Source organism: Erwinia sp. STN24 (assembly GCF_041320675.1).
In the GTDB taxonomy this organism is placed as follows: Bacteria; Pseudomonadota; Gammaproteobacteria; order Enterobacterales; family Enterobacteriaceae; genus Erwinia; species Erwinia aeris.
Genome location: NZ_JBGGPM010000001.1, coordinates 352,064 through 374,212, shown reverse-complemented (window position 1 = coordinate 374,212; position 22,149 = coordinate 352,064). Strand labels below are relative to the sequence as shown.

Here is a 22,149-nt window from a genome sequence, read left to right as displayed (position 1 = left end):
ATTTCTGACAATGATCGGAGGCTAATATTTATGTAACGTCCCTCAACCACATAAATTTAGCTTAAGTCATGCAGTTGATAATAAATTTCCTTAACCAACCGCTATAACAAGGTCAATGCTTCTACGGATCAATTCGGAAAGCGCCTGGTCTTTTTGTATAAGAATACGGTTGACCGCTTGCAGGAGGGACTTATAAAGGAGGTTGCAGGTGAGCAAATTCAAGTATCGTGATGAAAGGCATTACAGGTGAGCAAATACGAGCATAGTGATAAAGGGCGCTGCAGGTGAGCAAATTCAAGCATCATGATAAAGGGCGCTGCAGGTGAGCAAATACGAGCACAGTGCTAAAGGGCGCTGCAGGTAAGCAAATTCGAGCATAGTGCTAAAAAAAACCCCCTCCGTTAAGAGGGGGCCGAGCGTCATGCTTTAGCAGAGGCCGGGCAACTTATGCCTGGTTCTGGCTGTTCAGGATCAGCTGACCGTTGCTGTTTAAAGGGATGCGTGTCCCCGGGTCGTTATCCATGCGGATTTTGCCCTGCTGGTCGCCAATTTTATAGGTGACGTCATAGCCCAGCGTTTTTTCCTGCTTATCGTAAACGGTTTTGCAGCGCTGTTCGGTGGTCGTGTAGGTATCGCGATCCTGCAGAGCGCCCTGCACCTGATTACCGCCGTATCCGCCTGCCAGCGCGCCCGCTACGGTAGCCACATCGCGTCCGCGTCCGCCGCCAAACTGATGACCCAGCACGCCGCCCGCCACCGCGCCCAGTACGGAACCGGCGATACGGTTCTCATCCTGCACGGCACGCCGGTGAGTCAGCGTGACGTTACGGCACTCCTGACGCGGATTTTTCGTCGTCTCTTTGATTGGCGTGGCGGAGAGCACCTGAGCAAACTGCGGCTCACGCTCGAATACATTCATGCCTGCTACAGCGGCAACGCCCAGCGCGGCCGCTACGCCAATTCCGATACCTGCCAACATTGATTTATTCACAGGGCTGTCTCCTGAAACGGTTATTACGCATCGTCGCCAGCCGCAGAGTCCGGGCCATACGCGACGCGCTTTGTCCGGTAAAGTGTGCTTATCAGGACCAGTTATGACAATAAGAATTCAGGACGAAATAAATGTTTAAAGTCAAATGCAAAAGCTTTTAAGAGAGTTCTTAGGAGGGATGTGGCAGAAGAAGGGCTTATAACGACGGTATCGTTATAAGCCCTGTTACTATAGATCAGGCGGTCCTGATTTTACTTAGTGCAGCTTAAGGCGCGGACGGATAACCCGGTTAATGCTGCCCACCAGCATCATCAGGCCGGTTTTAAAGTAGCCGTGCAGCGCGACCTGGTGCATACGATAAAGCGAGATATAGACAAAGCGCGCGATGCGTCCTTCAACCATCATTGAACCGCGCATCAGGTTGCCCATCAGGCTGCCGACCGTGCTGAAACGCGAGAGCGAAACCAGCGAGCCGTGATCCTTATAAACATAGGCTTTCTGCTCGCGTCCTTTCATCTGTGCCAGAATGTTATCCAGCACGCGCGACGCCATCTGATGCGCTGACTGCGCGCGAGGAGGCACAAAGCCGCCAGACGGCAGCGCACACGAAGCGCAGTCGCCAATCGCGTAGATATCCGGATCGCGGGTCGTTTGCAGCGTTGGCTCTACCACCAGCTGGTTAATACGGTTGGTTTCCAGCCCGCCAATTTCTTTCATAAAGTCCGGCGCTTTGATACCCGCCGCCCAGACCATCAGATCGGCATTGATAAATTCACCCGATTTGGTATGCAGGCCATTTTCATCGGCGCTGGTCACCATCGTCTGCGTCAGCACGCGTACGCCCAGCTTAGTCAGCTCCTGATGCGCAGCGGTGGAAATGCGCGGCGGCAGCGCAGGCAGAATACGCTCGCCCGCCTCTACCAGCGTGACGTTCAGCGCGCTGTTGTTCAGACCTTTATAGCCATAGCTGTGCAGCTGTTTCACCGCGTTATGCAGCTCGGCGGAAAGCTCTACGCCGGTCGCGCCGCCGCCGACGATAGCAATATTCACCTGCTCCTGGCGCCCTTCGCTGGCGGAGAATTTCAGGAACAGGTTCAGCATTTCATTATGAAAACGGCGCGCCTGGTGCGGGTTATCCAGGAAAATGCAGTGATCCTTAACGCCCGGCGTGCCGAAGTCGTTGGAGGTGCTGCCCAGCGCCATGACCAGCGTGTCGTACGCCACTTCGCGTTCCGGCACCAGCAGCTCGCCCTGCTCGTTGCGGATTTCCGCCAGCTGTAATTTTTTATTGTCCCGATCGATTTCGGTCAGCGTGCCCAGCTGGAACTGGAAGTGATGATTGCGGGCGTGGGCCAGATAGCTCAGCGCGTCAATCCCTTCATCCAGCGATCCGGTCGCGACTTCGTGCAGCAGCGGCTTCCAGAGATGGCTGTGATTACGGTCCACCAGGGTTATTTCCGCCTTTTTTTTCCGTCCCAGTTTCTGACCAAGCTGTGTCGCCAGCTCAAGCCCGCCGGCTCCTCCGCCGACAATAACAATCTTCTTCATTGGTGTAGTCAAACGACCCCCTTAAATTGTGAACCAGTCGTTAATTAAAGGTTAAATAATATCCTTAATTAACATAGGGTTGGCGATTTATTCGCTATCTGCAGGCAGAATAGCACGCGGGAAATCGGCCGTCCTGTAAAAATTGATACAGGTCAATTTTTTTCAACCATTTCTTATTAGCACGCTGTTTTTGCTGAATAATTTTCCGTGTTTCGGGGAGGATAAGGTGCGTTCGCAAGGCGTTTATTTCACCACCTGAGTGATTTTTTATCTCTGATAATGCGACTCAACAGGAATAATTGACCGATACCCGCTCCGATTGGGTGGAGTAAATATGACGTTCTTTTTCAGTTTATTTTATTGTCCTGCAATCACCTGTGGCAATCGTATTTAAATATATACTAAAAAAACCAAATCAGGCTCCAATAAAAAACCCGACATATTTAATAATAATTACCCTGAAAAACTTGCAGCAGGCTTAGTTATTAATATCCTCTTAAGCTATTCCGGCTATTCTGCCGAAAAAGGAAGAGGGAAAAGGAATGAAAACACTGAACAGACTGCTGGCACAAAACCGCAGCTGGGCGCAGCAGCAGGCAAACCGCGATCCAAATTATTTTTTAAATCTGATGGCCGCCAAGCCGCCGCAGGCGCTATGGATAGGCTGCTCGGACAGCCGGGTACCCGCCGAGGTATTAACTAACGCTCATCCCGGCGAGCTTTTTGTGCACCGTAATATCGCCAATATGGTGCTGGAAGAGGATGAGAGCCTGATGAGCGTGCTGCAATACGCGCTCGGGCATTTGCAGATTGATACCCTGATCCTGTGCGGCCACTACGACTGCGACGGTATCCAGGCCGCGCTGGCGTTGCAGCAGGTCAACGCGCCGCTTTTTTCCGATCCGTTAACCCGCTATCTGCAAAAACTGTACGACTCGCTTAACGACTGGATGGCTGTTTTCCAGCCTGAAATGAAAATAGCCACGACAGGGAAGGGAAAATTAACCGAATACCACCTTATGGCGCAGGCGGTGAATTTAATTAATGCCTGGCCTGTTAAATCAGCAATCAAAGCGGGAAGAGACATCGCTATTTACGGGTGCGTACATGAGCTACACAGCGGCTATTTAAAAAGGCTGGTTTGAAAGGATGCTGATATAAACAGTCAATTACGTGGTCATAGCCAGGCAGGCGCGGTAGCCTTTCTGCTGGCTGACATGCCGAATAACAGCGTGGTGATTGTGGAACATGAAAGCGCGGCGTATCCGGACAGGGATATCAGCGACGTTAGCAACATTCGGCCAGGCCGCCGCCGCGAGTAATATTATGCCGGGGCAGTGACCGATGAAGAAAAGCTTGTGAACGTTTGCTGCCCGCCGGGATAAGGCGGGCGAGCGTTAGCGGCTAGCCCAGCGTTTTAAATGCTTTGATCCGCTGCAGGTGCGAGGAGATGTTTTTGAATTTATGCGGCTGGTGGTCATCCCAGACGATTTCATAATAGTCACCCAACGTTGACGCGCTACGCTGGCTGTCCAGCGCCTCGTCGCGTCGGGAGAGGATCACCAGGCAGCGATCGCGGTTTTTTTCCCGAAAGTTGCTGACGCACTTGGTGGCAATATCCACATACTCTTCAGGCCTGTCGATTTTGCCCGGCATGTTTTCTTCTGGCCACAGGTTGGGATTGAACATTACCTGACGGATATCGTTCAGAAAGCCGATGCGCTCGGCCCAATAACCGCCTAACCCTACGCCGCAGATCAGCACGCGTTCATCGTCGCTGCTGCTCAGAAGCTTATGGGTTTCATTCAGCAAATACTGCATATCATGTTTAGGATGCAGCGTGCTGTAGCTCAACAGCCGTACATCGGGATCGATAAACTGCAGCTGCAGCACTTTTTCATGATTGCCGGGACTGGTTGAATCAAACCCGTGCAGATAGATGATCATCGCCCTTCTCCTGTGGTGTATGCGTCAGCCTCGCTGCTCCAGCCAGCGGGTTTGCAGCTTGCTTAACGCCTGGCTGCTCTCTTTCCAGCGCGGCGAAGCCAGCAGCTGCTGGCGGGTAAACGTGCCACGATGGTACAGCTGCGTGGCGCGTTCGGCATTGATCGGCGACAGATTATCCAGCACGCTGACGGCGCCCTGACGGTTGTTGCAGACCAGGATCATATCGCAGCCGGCGTCCAGCGAAGCCTGACCGCGTTCGGCATAGCTGCCCATAATCGCTGCGCCTTCCATCGACAGATCGTCGGAAAAAATCACGCCGTCGAAACCCAGCTCTTTGCGCAGCACTTTTTTCAGCCAGTGCGAGGAACCGCTGGCCGGATGCGGGTCTACCTGAGTATAGATAACGTGCGCAGGCATCACCGCATCCAGCCTGTTTTCGTCAATCAGCTGCTTAAAGATCTGCATATCGTGCTGACGAATCATCGCTTCGGGACGATCGTCGCGCGGCGTTTCTTTATGCGAGTCCGCGCTTACCGCACCGTGACCGGGAAAATGCTTGCCGGTGGTTTTCATACCCGCTTCATGCATGCCATCAATAAAACGGCGCGCCATCGCCAGCGCCACGGCAGGATCGTCATGGAAACTGCGTTCGCCGATTGCCGCGCTGCCGTGTCCTATATCCAGTACGGGCGCGAAGCTGATATCAATATCCATCGCGATCATTTCGGCAGCCATCAGCCAGCCCGCTTCCTGCGCCAGCCTTGCCGCTTCGGCTTCGCTGTTCAGCGCGGCAAAAGATTGCATCGCAGGCAGGCGCGTAAAGCCTTCGCGGAAGCGCTGCACGCGCCCGCCCTCCTGATCGACCGCGATCGCCAGGCGGTGACGCGAGGCCGCGCGGATCTGCCTGATCAGCTCCTGAAGCTGCTCAGGATCGTGGTAGTTGCGGGTAAACAGGATTAGCCCGCCCACCAGCGGATGCTGTAAAATTTCCCGCTCTTCCGCGTCCAGCTCGTAACCGAGCACATCTAACATTACCGGTCCCACAGATTACCTCTTATGATCGAACTCGCTGCCAGGCCTGTGCCGCCAGCGTATAAAACGTCTGTTCGCCGCTCTGCTGCCAGCGCAGCTCGTACCAGCTTGCCGCCAGCAGCGTCAGCCAGGGCTGCCAGCGCGCCATCTGCTGCCGTAGCCTTGCCGCATCCAGCCGTTGCAGCGCGGCATAGCGCTCGGTTAGCGCGCGCTGCTGCTCAGCATCCAGCGCGTTTCCTGCTACCAGCGCGGCCAGCTCCAGCGCGACATCGCCATCGCTGGCATACTCCCAGTCAATCAGCCGCAGGCTATTTTGCTGACGGATCAGATTGCCCGGATGCACATCCATATGCAGCAGCGCCCGCCGCAGCGGTTTTGGCTCGCCGCGCCGCTGTAGCCGCTGCAATGCCCGCAGCCAGCCGCAGTGCCGCCGTGCAGGCCGACTGAGCTGCCAGTAGCGCTCCAGCAGCTTTTGCAGCTGCAAAGGATAGCCACTGAGCGGCTGTTGGTGCAGCCTTGCCAGCTCGCTGACAACCGCGTCCAGCGCGCCGGGAAAGGCCGCCTCGCTCAGCGCCTCGCCCGGCTGCCAGCCCAGCAGCAGCCAGTTATCAGCATAGCCGCAGGCGGCAGGCGCGAGATCGCAGCCGGAAAGCTTGCGTAAAATACGATACTCACGCTGGCGATCCACACCCGGCACGGGATTATCCTGTCGCTGATGGCGGGCCAGCAGCGTTGCCCTTTCCAGCTCCACCTTTGCCGTCAGCCCCGTCAGGCCGTGCAGCGGAAAAAAAGAACCGGCGGATCGCTCCGCCGGAAATCGTTGTTTAATCAGCCTGCTCAGTGCGAGATCAATGCTGTACGACACCGTTACCCGACCAGATGATTTCGCCAGTCTGCACCAGCATCAGCTGCATTTGCAGTTCCGGCGATTTTACGTCGCCCTTAGCGTTGGTATAGAGCACATACTGTGCGCCAACGTAGCGAGCCAGGCCGACGGCTTTACTGCGCGAGCTCAGGCTGTCTTCGGCTGACAGTCCCAGCGTCTGTTTAGCGGTAGCAAGCTGTTCAGGCGTCACCAGCTTGAACTGGGTGTTATTTTGCAGCGCGCTTTGCAGCGAAGCGGTGGCTTTGGCGCGTTGCAGGCTGCCGTTGGTGCTGTTTTTCACGCCGTCGATCAGCAATACGCTACCGGGCGTGATGCCGTCCGCTTTCAGCATTTGCGCCACCAGCGGCGTTACGCTGGCATCCCAATTAATCGACTGCATTTTAGGCGGCTGCGGCACCGTTTCCGGCGGCGGCGGCTGGGTCGGCACGGGCTGCGGCTGTTCGGGAACCGGCTGCACCGGCTCGACGGGCGCGGGCTGTTGCTGCTGTTGCACCACACAGCCGCTAAGAATAAGCGCCAGCAACATGACGCCCGAGAGTTTAGCTATCTTCCTTTCCACGCAATAATCTCCTACAGATACAGGTAAAGGCGAACCTTACTGGCCGTCAGGTTACCCGTTTGCGACGATATTTCAACACTGCTATGCGGCGCGACCGTAATCTTGCGAGGCGCTTCGAAGGGCAGAATTTCCAGCCCTTTATCGTCATACCAGTAAAAGCGATAGTAGAGCGTAACGGGTTTTTCCTGCTGGTTATAGAGCTGCGAAGCGCCTCGCTGCTGCCCTTCATGCTCCGATATCACCGGCTCGCCGGTAAGGATCCCCGCCGACAGTACCGATGATTCCATAACCAGCGACTGCGAAGTATCAATGGTCGTGCGATCGCTGGCGCAGCCGCTCAGCAACGCCAGCATGGCGCCCAGGACGATAATCCGCATCATAGTGCCTCCGGCACGTTATTCAGCCAGCATCGGGCCCAGCGGACGACCGCCAACCAGATGCAAATGGATATGATAGACTTCCTGTCCGCCATGCTGATTGCAGTTCATGATCAGACGATAGCCGTCCTCGGCGATCCCTTCCTGTTTAGCGATTTTCGCGGCCACCACAATCATCCGGCCCAGCGCGGCTTCATGCCCCGCCACCGCATCGTTGGCGGTAGGGATCAGGATATTCGGCACGACCAGAATGTGCGTCGGCGCTTTTGGCGAGATATCGCGAAAGGCCGTGACCAGCTCGTCCTGATAAACAATATCGGCCGGGATTTCGCGGCGGATAATTTTACTGAAAATCGTTTCTTCAGCCATGATGCATGTCCTTAAGCTATGAGATGAGTTACGGCAGTATGAGCGAGATATTTGTTTTCTTTCAACCTTCCGCTGGCTTTTCTTTACTGTCTGCCGCTTTTCGCGGCGCTGACCGCAGATTTATCGCCTTACGTGACGCTTTGCGCGAGTAACGTTTGCCTGTTTGAGGTGTTACAGAGAGGGGATTCACTTTTCCTGACGGACTGCTGTTGATGAAAAGGTGCAGGACAGTGCTTTGTATCTGGCAGTGACTACCGACTGTGACAGATATAAATCGGGTAACATATTCCGTCACCTTTATGGCTTACTGCTTTTGATCTACTGATTTATTTGCCACGAGAAGCAACGGCGCACCCCCTCTTTTTATTGCACACCAGGCTAAAGCTCAAACCGCCTTAAATTGGCCATAATATCGCTATACGTATTATCGGCAGCAGATAACTACCCTTTAAAAAATAAATAAGTTTTATTGATAAATTAAGTTAACAGCAGAGATAATACTTGTGGAATAAACACCTGAATCAAGTAAGAAGTTATGACTCTTTGTCATGCCATAGTTTCAGCAATACCCACCTGGCCTACGTTTATCCACGAAAAAATGAACATGGCCTTGTTAAAAGGATATTTACATGTCTACTTTTCCAGCTGCTGAGGCTGAGAGTAATCAGAGCGGTAACACAAGACCCGCTTTACGTGAACAGCGCCTGCAGGAGCTGTTGGAAAGCTGTCAAAGCCATATATTGCAGCAGCTAATTGGTCCATTTGGACTGAATAGTACGATGTTTACTGACAGCGATGGCGGCAACGTAACGACTACCCATAATTTCGAAAAAGGCGTGGTGGCGACGAACAGCGATAAAGCACGTTACGAGGCCTGGTCCGAGACAAACAGCGGTGGCTACAACCGCAAGCCTTACGACAAAGAGCTGTCTGGCAAACGCAAAGACATGTTCATGAAAGACGAACCCGTTATTTCTGCTTATACCGGCAATGAACTTAAAAGAGATGGTACAACTCATCTCGACCATGTCGTTTCCGCTAATCGCATTGAAACAGACAGCCGTAATAATCTATTTATGACGCAGGCGCAACGGGTAGCAATGGCTAACGATCCTAAAAACCTCGTTGCGGCAGAGAGTAATATCAATCAGTCCATGCAGGAAATGGAGAAAAATGAATGGGCTGATAAGGTGCGTAAAAATAATAAAGGGCAAGGCCTGAGCAATACAGAATATTTTGGCATAGACAGGGAAAAGCTCGCACAGACGGCCAGTACGGCAGAGGCACATGTCAAAAAAGATGTACTGATAGCTCAGGTAAAAAAACAGGGTGCGGAACTGGCGAAAACCGGGGCGCAACAGGCGATAAGATCTGCACTCCGTCAGGCGCTGGGCATAGCATTGCACACGCTTGTTAATCATACCTTTATCGAGCTTAAGCGGCTGTTTAACGACCCTGATAAAAGCAATCTGATCGACAGACTGACGGCGGCGCTCAAACGCGTAGTCAATCAAGTCTTATCTAAACTGCGCGCCATGTGGGATGCGGCTGTAAACGGCCTGCTGCAGGGATTTATCAGCAACCTGCTGACCTTTCTGATCAATAACTTTATTACCACAGCAGCAAAAGTTGTCTCTGTGATCCGTGAAGGGATGGCAGGCCTGTGGAAAGCGGTAAAAATGTTGATCAATCCGCCACCCGGCCAGACCGGTATTGAAACCGCGCGCGCCGTGACAAAAATTTTAGCCGGTGTAGTAACAACCTCTTTGGGGCTCATGTTTGAAGAGGCTATCAAAGGCTTTCTGTCCGGCATTCCGCTGCTGCTGCCAATGGTGGGGATCCTTTCTCCCGCCATCACCGCTATCCTCACAGGGATTGTTTCGTCGCTAGTTGTCTACGGCCTGGATCGTTTTTTCGACTGGCTTTCTCAAACCGGCACCGAACGCCTGAAGGCGATGGAAGTCGGTCTGGATGCGGGTAAAGAGAACATGGGGAAAATGGCACAGTGGCTGGAACTCCAGTTTCAGAATTCTGCAAGCTATCGCATGATCGGTGCAGACTACCAGCTTATCGAATCCCACCTGAAGAGCGCTCGCAACAGCCAAAGTGACGCCGCAGCCAGCCAACGCACACGAATACAGGCGAATCAGCAATTCAATCAACAACTGGACGCTAACATCGACTCGCTCGGCGCTGCAGAGGCTGATGTCATGCTGCTTCTGGAAAATTATCTGCCAAAGGATCCTTTGTAATGGATGTCATTAAAGATTTGGCGCAGGTTCGCGTATCAGAAGCCATGCTCCGACAGGTAGATGTGCCCGGTCTGTTGAAGAGTTTCAAGGAAGATTACGACAAGCTGGATAATCTTAAAAAAGACAGGGAAAAGCATGAGGCTCGTCATGCGGTCTCTCGCTGGTGGAATTCTGACGAGCTGGAAACGGCGCAGCTGAACGCCGCCGAACTGCAGGCCAGCTTCGCTAAAAAGCTGGGCCAGCTGATGATGATTTCCATCGCCCAGGCCCAGATGCTGAATGAGCAACAGCAGCAGCTGCAAAATCAACAAACCCGCATCAAAAAACAGACCAATGAGATAGCTGAAACAAATGAGGTCATTAAAGGACAGCAGGAGACGCTGGCAGTACAGCAGCAGTCGTTGGAAAAGTTGATTAATGACTATTTTGAATTAAAAGGCTTAACGGCCAAAGGCGCTAAACAGCTTATCCTTATTGCTCATGAAGTTAAGCAGACTAAAGAGCAATTGTTGGAAGCCTTTGACGAAAAGCTTTTGGAAGCACAAAGGCTTCATCAACAAACTGAACTAAGCCTGCAACATTACGACATCGCCTGGCAGCGCCAGCGTCAGCAGATACAGGATGAATCGCAGGCGCTGGCTCGTTGCGTGGAAGATCAGCTTGCCAATCAGCAAAAAGACGTGAGCGAGGCGCTTAAGGTAGCGCAACAGCAAACGGAAGCCTTTTGCCAGAAGCTCCACCAACAGTATGAGCAGCAAACTATAGCTTTAAAACAATGGAGCGAGGATGCATTAGCCATGCAGCAGAGCAGGCTGGCGCGCGTGCAAATGCTGGCTGTCGGCAGCCTTTCAGCTGCTGCTGGCGCGCTTGTCTGGATTGGATGGATGAATCGCGGCCTTTTTGGCGGCTGACATTTACGCCGGATAAAAAAAGCCCCACTCGAAGGTGGGGCTTTTTGTTTTATCTTACCGATTGATTACTGCTTGCGGATGTACTCATCCATCTCGGTTTTCAGGTTATCGGATTTGGTGCCGAAAATGGCCTGAACGCCGGAACCCGCCACGACCACGCCCGCTGCGCCAAGCTGTTTCAGACCGGACTGATCCACTTTGGATACGTCCGCCACGCTGACGCGTAAACGCGTGATGCAGGCATCAAGGTTAGTGATGTTCTCTTTACCACCGAAAGCGGCAACCAGGTTAGCAGCCATTTCACTGGAATTACCTGCCGTTTGCGTCGTTGAAGTTTCTTCACGGCCCGGCGTTTTCAGATTCAATTTAACAATCAGCACGCGGAACACGGTGTAGTAAACCAGACCGTACAGGATACCGATAATCGGGAACAGCCAGATACGGCTGCTGTTGCCGCTCAGCACCACAAAGTCAATCAGGCCGTGCGAGAAGCTGGTGCCGTCGCGCATCCCCAGCAGGATACAGATAGGGAAAGCCAGACCGGCCAGGATAGCGTGGATCGCATACAGGACTGGCGCCACGAACATAAAGGAGAATTCGATTGGCTCGGTGATGCCGGTCAGGAACGAGGTCAGCGCGGCGGAAATCATGATGCCGCCCACTTTCGCACGGTTTTCTGGTTTAGCGGAGTGCCAGATAGCAATCGCTGCCGCAGGCAGGCCGTACATTTTAAACAGGAAGCCGCCGGAGAGTTTGCCCGCGGTCGGGTCGCCTGCCATATAGCGCGGGATATCGCCGTGGAAAACCTGACCAGCCGCATTGGTGAACTCGCCGATCTGCATCTGGAAAGGCACGTTCCAGATATGGTGCAGACCAAACGGCACCAGAGAACGCTCAATTACGCCGTAGATACCGAAAGCGACTACCGGGTTCTGATAGGCGGCCCACTGTGAGAATTCCTGAATGGCGGTACCAACTGGCGGCCAGATAAAGGAAAGCAGGATACCGATAAAGATCGCCGTGAAACCGGAGATAATTGGAACAAAGCGCTTACCCGCAAAGAAGCCGAGATATTCCGGCAGCTTGATACGGTAGAAGCGGTTAAACATATAGGCTGCTATCGAACCGGCGATAATACCGCCCAATACGCCCGTATCGGCGAGATGCTTCGCTTCGATCTCCCCGGCTGGCATATGCAGCACCAGCGGTGCTACGACCGCCATCGTTTTCACCATGATGCCGTAGGCCACCACCGCCGCCAGCGCAGAAACGCCATCATTGTTGGTAAAGCCCAGCGCCACGCCGATGGCGAAAATCAGCGGCATATTGGCAAAGACGGATCCACCTGCTTCCGCCATAACGTGAGAGACAACGGCGGGCAGCCAGCTGAAGTTGGCGGAGCCTACGCCAAGCAGAATACCGGCAATCGGCAGCACCGATACCGGCAACATCAGCGATTTACCGACCTTTTGCAGGTTTGCAAATGCGTTTTTGAACATAGTGTGAAACTCCTGAGTATGGGTGCTTTACGCGCTTTTCAACGCGATATAACGGGGGGAGGACCCGCTATGGGTGGAGCGCTTTGCGCCCTCGTGATTTATTACGAACTGTAAAATAATTCCGAAAGCATTTGTTTGACGGTTATCACGTTTCACTGAACAACCGCCTGCTATGTAGTTTAATTCCCGGAAATTTGCCAGTTTTTGCCCATTGAAAAGCCGTATCGCCCACAAACAGGCGATACGAACTACTTTTTTTACAAATTTATTACGAGCAATAAAATAAAGCGCTTAGTCGGTAAGACGGCTCATCGGCACGTGGAAAAGGCGGGAGAAATTCGCGGTGGTGGCTTCGGCCAGCGTTTCAATACTGACGCCTTTCACTACGGCCATATAGTCCGCTACATCGCGCGTGTAGGCGGGCTGATTCTCTTTGCCGCGGTAAGGCACGGGCGCCAGATAAGGCGAATCGGTTTCCACCAGCATGCGATCGAGCGGAACATAGCGTGCCGCCTCGCGGATCGTTTCCGCATTGCGGAAAGTGGCAATGCCGGAAAACGAAATATAAAAGCCCATATCCAGCAGCTTTTCCGCCGTTTCCCGATCTTCCGTGAAGCAGTGCAGTACGCCGCCGCACCCTTCCACCTTCTCTTCTTTCAGGATCGCCAGCGTATCCTCGCGCGCATCGCGCGTATGCACAATAACCGGTTTATTCAGATCGCGGCCGATGCGAATATGCTCGCGGAAAGAGGCCTGCTGCTGCGCCATGGTTTCTTTCTGATAGTAGTAGTCCAGCCCGGTTTCGCCCATGGCGATAACACGCTCGTCGGCGGCCAGCTGGCGCAGCTCGGCAAAATCATAAGGTTCATCCTGATTGAGCGGATGCACGCCGCAGGAGTACGCCACGTTGGGACGATCGCCAATCAGGTCGGTCATCGCTTTATAGCCGGGCAGCGTGGTCGCTACCGCCAGCATAAACTTCACGTCGCGTGCGGCGGCTTTCGCCAGCACGTCATCCACATCGCGGTGCAGGCTTTCATAATTCAGGCCGTCAAGATGACAGTGGGAATCTACTAAAAACATAATTATTCTCTGGTTCGTTAGCCGACCACGGAAGCATGGAGCATTTGCTCCCACGCCAGCAGCTGGTCGGTCAATAAGAGTTCACGGTTTACGGCCACCACGTTCAGCAGGCGATCGCGGCACAGGAACCATTGGCGAATGCTCTCATCCAGCGCGCTGGCCGGTAGCTGACGGGCAACCTCCGCCACCAGCGTCTGGCTGTCGGCATTGGCGATAAAGCGCCCGCCGCCCTGCTGCCATTTCAGCGCATCCACCAGCAGCGCGCAAAGCCAGCCGGTACGCGCCGCCGCGTCGTCGTGGTTCAGAACGGGCAGCAAGGATAGCATATCTTTTTGCAGCGCCCCCGGCAGCGCCTCGCACAGCGCCTGCCGCGCCGCCCAGCTTTTTTCCAGCAGCGTTTGCGCCGCTGCAGGCGCGCCGCCGCTTAGCCGCAGCGCGGTCAGGCAATCCTGCTGTGATGCGCCAGCCTGCTTTTGCAGCCAGCTCAGGCTTTGCGTCTCGTCCGGCGCGGCCAGGTGAACGCTTTGACAGCGGCTGCGCAGCGTGGCCAGCAGCTGTGACGGCTGCTGGCAGCAGAGCAAAAACCAGGTGTTCACCGGCGGCTCTTCCAGCGTTTTCAGCAGCGCGTTGGCGGCGGCCTCCGTCAGCTGAGCGGCATCGGGTAGCCAGACCACTTTCGCCCCGCCCTGCTGGGCATGATGGAAGAGCTTCTCCGTAACGCCGCGCACCGCATCAATACCCAGCGAGCTTTTGCCCTTTTCCGCCGACAGTTCGTACCAGTCCGGATGCGTATGGGCCTGCATCAAACGACAGGCGTGGCACTCTCCGCAGCTTTTCAGCCCGTCTCTGCGCTGGCACATCAGCCAGCGGCTTATCCCCCAGACCAGCGAGGCATCGCCCATGCCCGGCAGCGCCTGGAGCAGCAGCGCGTGGTGTCCGCGTCCGGCCTGATGCTGGCCGACGATCTGCCGGTAAGGCTGGTTAAGCCACGGATACCAGATCATGACCGTACCTGTAGCCACTGCGCCAGCGTCTGTCGGATAGCGGCGGAGACGCCCTCTATATCCTGCGTGGCGTCGATGGTTTTAATGCTTTCGTCCGCGGCGGCCAGCGTCAGATAGCGTTCACGCGTGCGGGTAAAGAAGTTCAGCGACTCCTGTTCGATCCGATCTAATGCGCCTCGCGAGCGGGCGCGTTGCAGACCGATTTCTGGCGTCACGTCCAGATAGAGGGTCAAATCAGGCGCGAAATCACCCAGTACGCTCTGTTTCAGCTGCGCCATCAGACGGATATCCATGCCTCGCCCGCCGCCCTGATAGGCCTGAGAAGAGAGATCGTGGCGATCGCCAACCACCCAGGCGCCGCGCGCCAACGCCGGTTTAATGACATTCTCCACCAGCTGCACTCGCGCCGCGTAAAGCATCAGCAGCTCCGCGCGGTCGGTGATCTGCTCGCCTTCAATCCCCTGCTTGATCAACTCGCGGAGTTTTTCCGCCAGCGGCGTGCCGCCCGGTTCGCGGGTAAAGACGATATCCTCAATGCCGTGCTGTTTAAGCGTCGCAACGATGGTATCCCGAGCGGTCGTTTTGCCCGCGCCTTCCAGCCCTTCGATAACGATAAAATTACTTTTCATTTTTTTCCTTGAGCAGCAGGCGCCACGCCTGGACCGCGCGATTGTGGCTCGCCAGGTTAGTGGTAAAAGTGTGTCCGCCTTTGCCGTCCGCAACAAAATAAAGGAAGTCCGTTTTTTCCGGATGCGCCGCGGCTTCCAGCGAGGCTTTGCCCGGCGTGGCGATAGGCCCCGGCGGCATGCCGGCAATCACATAGGTGTTATAGGCCGTCGGCGTTTCCAGATCCTTGCGCGTCAGCGTGCCTTTATAGCTGTCGCCCATACCGTAAATCACGGTCGGATCGGTCTGCAAACGCATTCCCAGCCGCAGACGATTGATAAATACCGAAGCGACCTTGCTGCGCTCTTCGCCCAACGCCGTCTCTTTTTCCACAATCGACGCCATGGTTAACAAATCATTTTTATCTTTATAGGGCAGCCCGTCCGCTTTGTTCTGCCACAGCGTATCGACGATTTTTACCATCTGGCCGTGAGCCCGCTCCAGGATCGCCACGTCCGTGGTATTGGCGGTGTAGGAATAGGTATCGGGATAGAACCAGCCTTCGACGTTTTGCTCCGACATTTTCAGCGTCTGACCCAGCGTGGTCAGTTTATCGTCAGCCAGCGTGTGTTTGATATAGGGCGCTGTGCGCAGCTGCGCCAGCCACTCCTGCATCCGCGACCCTTCGATAAACCGGATCGGGAACTGCGCCTCTTTACCGCTGGAGAGCAGCGCCAGCATCTGGCGTACCGTCATACCCTGCGTGAAGCGATAGGTACCGGCTTTAAAATTCGCCAGCTCCGGCTCCAGCTTGAGCAGCCAGCCAAACCAGATGGAATGCGGAATAATTTTTTGCCTGTTCAGCTCGGCTTCCAGCACCACGCGGCCCGATCCGGCCGGAAGCGTGAAAATCGTCTCATGGTTAATCGAGAGCGGCGAACCGGCCAGCTGCTTAATTTGCCAGTAGCTGAAAGCCAAACCGGCGATAACAAGCGCGACGATCCCGCCGACTAGTTTGCGTTTTACTGTCATAAATTTCCCTGAAAATCGTGCTCATTGATCCGATTAAACAACGTTCTTGAGCGATAAAACCGGTTGTCTATCTCCACTACCGGCAGCACTGGCATCAGCGCATTGGTGATAAAAATTTCGTCCGCTTGTTCGAGGATCTGTGGCGGTACGCTGACTTCCCTGACTCTGACACCCTGCGCGGCCAGCAGCCGCATCACCCGCTGACGCTGGATACCGTTTACGCCGGCCTGCGTCACGTCGGGGGTAAAAACTTCCTCGCCTTTACGCCAGAATAAATTTGCCGCACAGCATTCCACCAGCAGCCCCTGAGTGTCAAGGACCAGCGCTTCGTCAGCGCCGGTCTGCTCAAGCTCTGTGCGAATGAGTACCTGTTCCAGGCGATTAAGATGCTTGATACCGGCTAACTGCGGATTGCGGCCCAAACGGATGGTGCTTAGCGCCAGCCTTACGCCCGTCTGGCGCAGCTGATGATAATGCGTCGGATAGTCCGACAGCATAATGATGCGTGAAGCCTGCTGGCAGCCGCTGGCGCTGTAGCCCCGGCCGCCGACACCGCGAGAAACAATAACTTTAAGCACGCCGGTTGTACGCGTCGCGGCGGCTATCTTCATCTCTTGCCGCAAGGCTTGCCAGTCAACATCACGGATTAGCAGGCGCTCGCAGGCCTGCTGTAATCGTTCAAGATGCGCGCGCAGGTCAAAGACTTTACCCTGCTCTATACGGGCCGTAGTAAAACAGCCATCGCCAAACTGTACGGCGCGATCCCTGACGGACAAATGCTCCTGAGGCTGGCCGTTTATCCAGATCATCTGCTCTCCTTATTTGCTACGCGCAAGCTTACCTGCATCCTTACGCAGATCCACGCCCTTTTGAATCCTCAAAGCAGCGAGACGTTAAAACAAAAAAGGCCCGCTTTTGCGGGCCTGAAAATAAAACTAACCTACTAAAACATAAATAATTTTACTTCATAGATTATGTTTCTTTCCATACTCATTTTCAGGCCAGCAGGCTAACATTATGTAAAATTGTAAACAACCTGCACAATGACGGTTTTTTCCCCTCTCAATACTCCGACATAAATTATTTCCAGAGGATCTGAGCCACGCCAGCACACTGACTCTGCATCACATTCATTTTGTTGCTTATAACCGGCTGAAGCCAGATAATTATTAATTATATGAGTATCCGCAGTATCATAAAATTTTATTGCATAGACGTGCGTTGCCGGGCCGGTAATGTTGGCAAAATCGAAGTCATAGCGACAGGAAATACGCGGCATTTTTTTGAGGATATCAGGCGTATAAAAATTGTATTCACGTTTATCCTGTTCGGTATAGTGTGCGCTACCAGCAAACTCCATCCTTATGTAAGGCCAGGTACAGGCAAGTGCGGCAATAGCTACTATAAAAATGGGACAAAGTATCTTCAACGATTTACGCATAGGGTAATGTGCCTCCCTTTGCTTTATCAATGTACGAACCATCAGCGGAAGCGATACTGACCTTCCCGGAATGAAAGTCATCCCACGGCCTGACCCGGTTCATAAAATCAGGTAATACACCTTTATGCGGCCTGGCATTAGGGGATTTTTCAGGATCGGGGAAAAGAAGTGGTGAAAATGAATCGTTTTTAAAGGATCCTATTGGGCCGTAATGATCCCAACGCCTGAGCGCCTCTTTCTTACTAACAGGTCGTAATGCTGAAAAAACATCGTGGCTGGAAATGACGCGGTAGAACCCCAGTAAATCTGAAACCAAATCTTCCCCGCTAAATCCACTATCCGTCATAAGATTAAACGGAAACGAGGCCTGCAAACCTTCAAATTTCCGTGCCAGCGACATCATCATTGCCAGTGCAATACTTTGCCGTTCAGAATTAGAACGCCCTTTTTTAATGCGCCAGGTTATAAATTTACCTGTCTTGTAAGAGTGAGTCGGGTCAACCATAGCCTGCGAATAAGAAACGTCATAGCACGCCTGACCTGAGTGTTCTCCGTTATCGATTTTTCTCAACAGGCTTTTAATATCGCTACCCTGCGCATGACCGAGATCGACCCATCCAAGTACTTCAGTATAAATCAATCCATATCTTAAATGACTTTGGCGACCGTCAATTATATTTTGCCGTTTACTCATTTATGGAGCTCCTTTCCATCAAGGTAGCCCAAATAATAACCAGGAAATCACATCCCTTCCATCGACTATTTTTCCTTTCAGAATCAAGCCCACTGTAGAAAATTTTGGCTGGAATTACGCAAGCACACCCGGCGCGGTGCTGGTTTGTCTGCAAACTATTTATTCTGTCAAATTACAGGGGTGCGTACGCTGCAATGGCGGCCAGGTCTGAACGACTCAGTAAGCAACAGGCGACACTTTAATAGGCGTATAAAAACCCGCGCGCGAGTGACAATTTAGTCGATTAGAAGACTGGACTTCTGTTTAAGTGCGCTCACCTGCTGGCCGGGTTAATACAGAGTGCATCGGACGCGCATCAACAAACGAATGCAGAGGACTACATCTGTGGATTCCAGAGGAGCCGTGATGTACCAGAAAACATCTAAGATGCTGAATTGATAATAAAACAGGCGTGAATACTATACAAAAAAGGCCCGCATTTGCGGGCCTTTTTTCACAACAGACAATCAGATTTTCCGGAAGATCAGCGAGCCATTAGTGCCGCCAAACCCGAAGGAGTTGCACAGAGCGTACTCCAGTCCTTTAACCTGACGCGCCGTATGCGGCACAAAATCCAGATCGCAACCTTCATCCGGGTTATCCAGATTGATGGTAGGCGGAATGACCTGATCGCGCAGTGCAAGGATAGAGTAGATGGATTCTACTGCTCCCGCCGCGCCTAACAGATGACCGGTCATGGATTTTGTGGAGCTGACCATTACGTCATACGCCGCAGCGCCAAATACGGATTTCACAGCCTGCGCTTCTGCCACATCGCCCGCAGACGTCGAGGTGCCGTGTGCGTTGATATAGCCGATTTTTTCCGGCGACAGCTGTGCATCGCGCAGGGCGTTTTCCATTGCCAGCGCCGCGCCCGCGCCGTTTTCCGGCGGCGAGGTCATGTGGTAAGCATCACTGCTCATGCCGAAGCCAACCAGCTCGGCGTAAATCTTCGCGCCGCGCTTTTTAGCATGTTCGTATTCTTCCAGCACGACGATACCTGCCCCGTCGCCCAGCACGAAGCCGTCACGGTCTTTATCCCACGGACGGCTTGCCGCCTGAGGATTGTCGTTACGGGTAGAAAGCGCACGTGCCGCGCCAAAGCCGCCAATGCCCAGTGGCGTACTGCCTTTCTCTGCGCCGCCAGCAATCATGACGTCGGCGTCGTTGTAAGCAATCATACGCGCAGCCTGACCAATGTTATGCACACCGGTTGTACAGGCGGTAGAAATGGCAATGCTCGGCCCTTTCATGCCGTACATGATAGTCAGATGACCGGCAATCATGTTCACAATAGTGGAAGGCACAAAGAAAGGACTGATTTTACGCGGACCGCCGTTCACCAGCGAGGTATGGTTTTCTTCTATCAGACCAAGACCGCCGATGCCGGAGCCGATAGCGGCGCCGATACGGTGCGCGTTCTCGTCAGTAATGACCAGACCGGCATCCTGCATAGCCTGCATACCAGCAACAACGCCGTATTGAATGAAGGCGTCCATCTTGCGCTGATCTTTACGCGAGATAAACTCCTCGCAGTTGAAATCCTTTACTAAGCCAGCAAAACGCGTTGCGTAGGCACTGGTTTCAAAATGGTCGATCGGGCTGATGCCACTCTGACCGGCAACAAGAGCATTCCAGGTAGACTCTACGGTATTGCCGACAGGAGACAACATGCCAAGACCGGTCACAACTACACGACGCTTAGACACGTTCGTCCTCCAGGGAGGGGATAAAAGAGAATCAGTGGGACCTACAGATAAAACTCAGGCGGTCGAGCGACCGCCTGGAGATGCTCACTTACGCCTGGTGACCATTGATGTAATCAATAGCAGCCTGAACGGTAGTGATTTTCTCAGCTTCTTCGTCCGGAATCTCGGTATCAAACTCTTCTTCCAGAGCCATTACCAGCTCAACGGTATCAAGAGAATCAGCGCCCAGATCTTCTACAAAAGAGGCAGTGTTAACAACTTCTTCCTGCTTAACGCCAAGCTGCTCGCCAATGATTTTCTTAACGCGTTCTTCGATAGTGCTCATACTATTAAATTTCCTATCAAAACTCGCTTTCGCGATGGTTTTCGTAGTGTATAAAATGTTGAAAAAGATGCAACTAAATCCCGGCTGGTCAAACCACGAATTTACGCTATTTTGCGGGCATTACCGCAAATAACGCAAATAGTTTTCGCGATTATCAGACCATATACATTCCGCCGTTGACGTGCAGCGTCTCACCAGTGATGTACGCCGCCTCGTCAGAGGCTAAAAATGCAACGGCACTGGCGATTTCCTGCGCGCCGCCTAAGCGACCCGCCGGCACTTCCGCCAGGATGCCCGCACGCTGCTCTTCAGTCAGCGCACGCGTCATGTCGGTTTCAATGAAACCGGGAGCCACAACGTTAACGGTAATACCACGTGACGCGACTTCACGCGCCAGTGACTTGCTGAAGCCGATCAAACCCGCTTTTGCTGCCGCGTAGTTTGCCTGACCCGCATTACCCATTGTTCCAACAACGGAGCCAATGGTAATAATTCGGCCCACGCGTTTTTTCATCATAGCGCGCATTACCGCTTTTGACAGGCGGAATACGGAAGTCAGATTAGTGTCCAGGATATCCTGCCACTCGTCGTCCTTCATACGCATCAGAAGATTATCACGCGTAATGCCAGCATTATTGACTAAAATGTCCACTTCGCCAAATTCTGCGCGAATATTTCCCAACACTTCGTCAATAGACGCGCTGTCGGTAACATTCAGCAGCAGGCCTTTGCCATTGCTGCCCAGATAAGCGCTGATTGCATCCGCACCGCTCTGGCTGGTAGCGGTACCAATCACCTTCGCGCCACGCGCGACCAGGGTTTCTGCAATCGCACGGCCAATGCCGCGGCTCGCGCCGGTCACCAGCGCAATTTTTCCTTCGAAGCTCATCTTCATCCTCTTTTTACTGCTCGATCGCCGCTGACAGGCTGGCCGCATCGCCGATCGCCGTTGCCGTCAGGGTGTCTACAATTCGTTTTGTCAGGCCGGTCAGCACTTTGCCAGGCCCTGCTTCCAGCAGCGACGTAACGCCCTGCTGCGCCATGAACTCTACGCATTCAGTCCAGCGAACCGGGCTGTAGAGCTGGCGAACCAGCGCGCTGCGGATCGCTTCAGGCGACGTTTCGCACTTAACATCCACGTTGTTGACGACCGGCACGGTTGGCGCGCTAAAGACAATCGCCTCCAGCGCGACGGCCAGCTTGTCCGCAGCGGGCTTCATCAGCGCGCAGTGCGACGGGACGCTAACCGGCAGCGGCAGCGCACGTTTTGCGCCAGCGGCTTTACAGGCTGCGCCAGCGCGTTCTACCGCCGCTTTGTTGCCCGCGATAACAACCTGACCCGGCGAGTTAAAGTTCACCGGAGAAACAACTTCTCCCTGCGCCGACTCTTCGCAGGCTTTAGCGATAGCCGCGTCGTCCAGACCGATAATCGCCTGCATGGCGCCCGTGCCTGCCGGCACCGCTTCCTGCATCAGTTTGCCGCGCAGTTCGACAAGTTTGATCGCTTCTTTGAAGTCGATCACGCCTGCGCAAACCAGCGCACTATACTCGCCCAGGCTGTGTCCTGCCAGCATTGCAGGCTGAGATCCGCCTTTTTCCTGCCAAACGCGGAAAATAGCAACAGATGCAGCCAGCAGAGCGGGCTGCGTCTGCCAGGTTTTGTTCAGTTCTTCAGCAGGGCCGTTTTGCACCAGCGCCCACAGATCGTAACCCAGCGCGTCGGAAGCTTCGCGAAACGTCTGTTCTACCAGCGCGTTTTCTGCCGCCAGTTCGGCCAGCATACCCACGGTCTGCGAACCCTGACCTGGAAAAACCATAGCAAATTGCGTCATTGTTATATCCTGT

Annotated in this window: 23 protein-coding genes; 3 read left to right on the top strand and 20 right to left on the bottom strand. The window is 53.8% G+C overall.

Going from position 1 to position 22,149, the window contains the following annotated elements:
- Window positions 1–445 precede the first annotated feature (445 nt).
- Complete coding sequence (locus tag ACA373_RS01810) at window positions 446–991, bottom strand: glycine zipper 2TM domain-containing protein (RefSeq protein ID WP_125290754.1); 546 nt, start codon at window positions 989–991, stop codon at window positions 446–448.
- A gap of 255 nt (window positions 992–1,246) precedes the next feature.
- Window positions 1,247–2,551 carry an NAD(P)/FAD-dependent oxidoreductase gene (locus ACA373_RS01805; RefSeq protein ID WP_253454579.1) on the bottom strand — a complete coding sequence of 435 codons (1,305 nt, stop codon included), beginning with the start codon at window positions 2,549–2,551 and terminating at the stop codon, window positions 1,247–1,249.
- A gap of 530 nt (window positions 2,552–3,081) precedes the next feature.
- On the opposite strand from ACA373_RS01805, the gene ACA373_RS01800 reads away from it, so the two are divergent.
- On the top strand, window positions 3,082–3,684 hold the full coding sequence (locus tag ACA373_RS01800; RefSeq protein WP_370733909.1) for a carbonic anhydrase: 603 nt from the start codon (window positions 3,082–3,084) through the stop codon (window positions 3,682–3,684).
- 259 nt (window positions 3,685–3,943) lie between these two features.
- On the opposite strand, the gene ycfP is transcribed toward ACA373_RS01800, so the two are convergent.
- The 6 genes from ycfP to hinT are packed head-to-tail and all read right to left on the bottom strand — an operon-like array spanning window position 3,944 to window position 7,709.
- Complete coding sequence (gene ycfP / locus ACA373_RS01795; RefSeq protein ID WP_253454581.1) at window positions 3,944–4,486, bottom strand: alpha/beta hydrolase YcfP; 543 nt, start codon at window positions 4,484–4,486, stop codon at window positions 3,944–3,946.
- A 24-nt stretch (window positions 4,487–4,510) separates the two neighbouring features.
- Window positions 4,511–5,530: a beta-N-acetylhexosaminidase gene (gene nagZ / locus ACA373_RS01790; protein ID WP_253454582.1), complete on the bottom strand. Its 1,020-nt coding sequence runs from the start codon at window positions 5,528–5,530 to the stop codon at window positions 4,511–4,513.
- A gap of 10 nt (window positions 5,531–5,540) precedes the next feature.
- Entirely contained in the window at window positions 5,541–6,383 is an 843-nt protein-coding gene (gene thiK, locus ACA373_RS01785; RefSeq protein WP_370733908.1) for a thiamine kinase, read from the bottom strand.
- The gene (gene lpoB, locus ACA373_RS01780; RefSeq protein ID WP_301289722.1) at window positions 6,367–6,930 is read right to left on the bottom strand and encodes a penicillin-binding protein activator LpoB; all 564 of its coding nucleotides are present in this window, start codon (window positions 6,928–6,930) and stop codon (window positions 6,367–6,369) included. Before lpoB ends, thiK begins: the two co-directional genes overlap by 17 nt.
- Before the next feature lie 44 nt (window positions 6,931–6,974).
- A complete protein-coding gene (locus tag ACA373_RS01775) occupies window positions 6,975–7,340 on the bottom strand; it encodes a YcfL family protein (RefSeq protein ID WP_253461015.1) in 366 nt (121 codons plus the stop codon).
- A gap of 18 nt (window positions 7,341–7,358) precedes the next feature.
- Window positions 7,359–7,709 (bottom strand): purine nucleoside phosphoramidase, encoded by a 351-nt coding sequence (gene hinT, locus ACA373_RS01770; protein ID WP_253454585.1) that lies wholly within the window; start codon window positions 7,707–7,709, stop codon window positions 7,359–7,361.
- A 629-nt stretch (window positions 7,710–8,338) separates the two neighbouring features.
- Here hinT and ACA373_RS01765 point away from each other — a divergent pair.
- Window positions 8,339–9,961 carry a hypothetical protein gene (locus ACA373_RS01765; protein ID WP_301729735.1) on the top strand — a complete coding sequence of 541 codons (1,623 nt, stop codon included), beginning with the start codon at window positions 8,339–8,341 and terminating at the stop codon, window positions 9,959–9,961.
- A 245-nt stretch (window positions 9,962–10,206) separates the two neighbouring features.
- The gene (locus tag ACA373_RS01760) at window positions 10,207–10,872 is read left to right on the top strand and encodes a hypothetical protein (protein ID WP_253454587.1); all 666 of its coding nucleotides are present in this window, start codon (window positions 10,207–10,209) and stop codon (window positions 10,870–10,872) included.
- A gap of 65 nt (window positions 10,873–10,937) precedes the next feature.
- On the opposite strand, the gene ptsG is transcribed toward ACA373_RS01760, so the two are convergent.
- The 12 genes from ptsG to fabD form a co-directional block, all read right to left on the bottom strand.
- Window positions 10,938–12,371, bottom strand: a complete 1,434-nt coding sequence (gene ptsG, locus ACA373_RS01755) for a PTS glucose transporter subunit IIBC (protein ID WP_253454588.1) — start codon at window positions 12,369–12,371, stop codon at window positions 10,938–10,940.
- 291 nt (window positions 12,372–12,662) lie between these two features.
- Entirely contained in the window at window positions 12,663–13,454 is a 792-nt protein-coding gene (locus ACA373_RS01750) for a metal-dependent hydrolase (protein ID WP_301729736.1), read from the bottom strand.
- A gap of 17 nt (window positions 13,455–13,471) precedes the next feature.
- Window positions 13,472–14,458 (bottom strand): DNA polymerase III subunit delta', encoded by a 987-nt coding sequence (holB, locus tag ACA373_RS01745; RefSeq protein WP_301252730.1) that lies wholly within the window; start codon window positions 14,456–14,458, stop codon window positions 13,472–13,474.
- Complete coding sequence (gene tmk / locus ACA373_RS01740) at window positions 14,455–15,087, bottom strand: dTMP kinase (protein WP_253454591.1); 633 nt, start codon at window positions 15,085–15,087, stop codon at window positions 14,455–14,457. Before tmk ends, holB begins: the two co-directional genes overlap by 4 nt.
- Window positions 15,077–16,096 (bottom strand): endolytic transglycosylase MltG, encoded by a 1,020-nt coding sequence (gene mltG, locus ACA373_RS01735; protein WP_370733906.1) that lies wholly within the window; start codon window positions 16,094–16,096, stop codon window positions 15,077–15,079. The genes tmk and mltG overlap by 11 nt, the downstream gene beginning before the upstream one ends.
- On the bottom strand, window positions 16,093–16,905 hold the full coding sequence (gene pabC, locus ACA373_RS01730) for an aminodeoxychorismate lyase (RefSeq protein ID WP_369894853.1): 813 nt from the start codon (window positions 16,903–16,905) through the stop codon (window positions 16,093–16,095). Before pabC ends, mltG begins: the two co-directional genes overlap by 4 nt.
- A 206-nt stretch (window positions 16,906–17,111) precedes the next feature.
- Window positions 17,112–17,537: a hypothetical protein gene (locus ACA373_RS01725; protein ID WP_369894854.1), complete on the bottom strand. Its 426-nt coding sequence runs from the start codon at window positions 17,535–17,537 to the stop codon at window positions 17,112–17,114.
- A complete protein-coding gene (locus ACA373_RS01720) occupies window positions 17,530–18,231 on the bottom strand; it encodes a hypothetical protein (protein ID WP_370733905.1) in 702 nt (233 codons plus the stop codon). Before ACA373_RS01720 ends, ACA373_RS01725 begins: the two co-directional genes overlap by 8 nt.
- A 506-nt stretch (window positions 18,232–18,737) precedes the next feature.
- Window positions 18,738–19,979 carry a beta-ketoacyl-ACP synthase II gene (gene fabF, locus ACA373_RS01715; protein WP_125290770.1) on the bottom strand — a complete coding sequence of 414 codons (1,242 nt, stop codon included), beginning with the start codon at window positions 19,977–19,979 and terminating at the stop codon, window positions 18,738–18,740.
- Between the two features lie 88 nt (window positions 19,980–20,067).
- The gene (acpP, locus tag ACA373_RS01710) at window positions 20,068–20,304 is read right to left on the bottom strand and encodes an acyl carrier protein (RefSeq protein ID WP_004157115.1); all 237 of its coding nucleotides are present in this window, start codon (window positions 20,302–20,304) and stop codon (window positions 20,068–20,070) included.
- 154 nt (window positions 20,305–20,458) lie between these two features.
- Window positions 20,459–21,193, bottom strand: coding sequence for a 3-oxoacyl-ACP reductase FabG (gene fabG, locus ACA373_RS01705; RefSeq protein ID WP_125290771.1), 735 nt, complete (start codon window positions 21,191–21,193; stop codon window positions 20,459–20,461).
- 13 nt (window positions 21,194–21,206) lie between these two features.
- The gene (gene fabD, locus ACA373_RS01700) at window positions 21,207–22,136 is read right to left on the bottom strand and encodes an ACP S-malonyltransferase (RefSeq protein ID WP_301252721.1); all 930 of its coding nucleotides are present in this window, start codon (window positions 22,134–22,136) and stop codon (window positions 21,207–21,209) included.
- Window positions 22,137–22,149 lie beyond the last annotated feature (13 nt).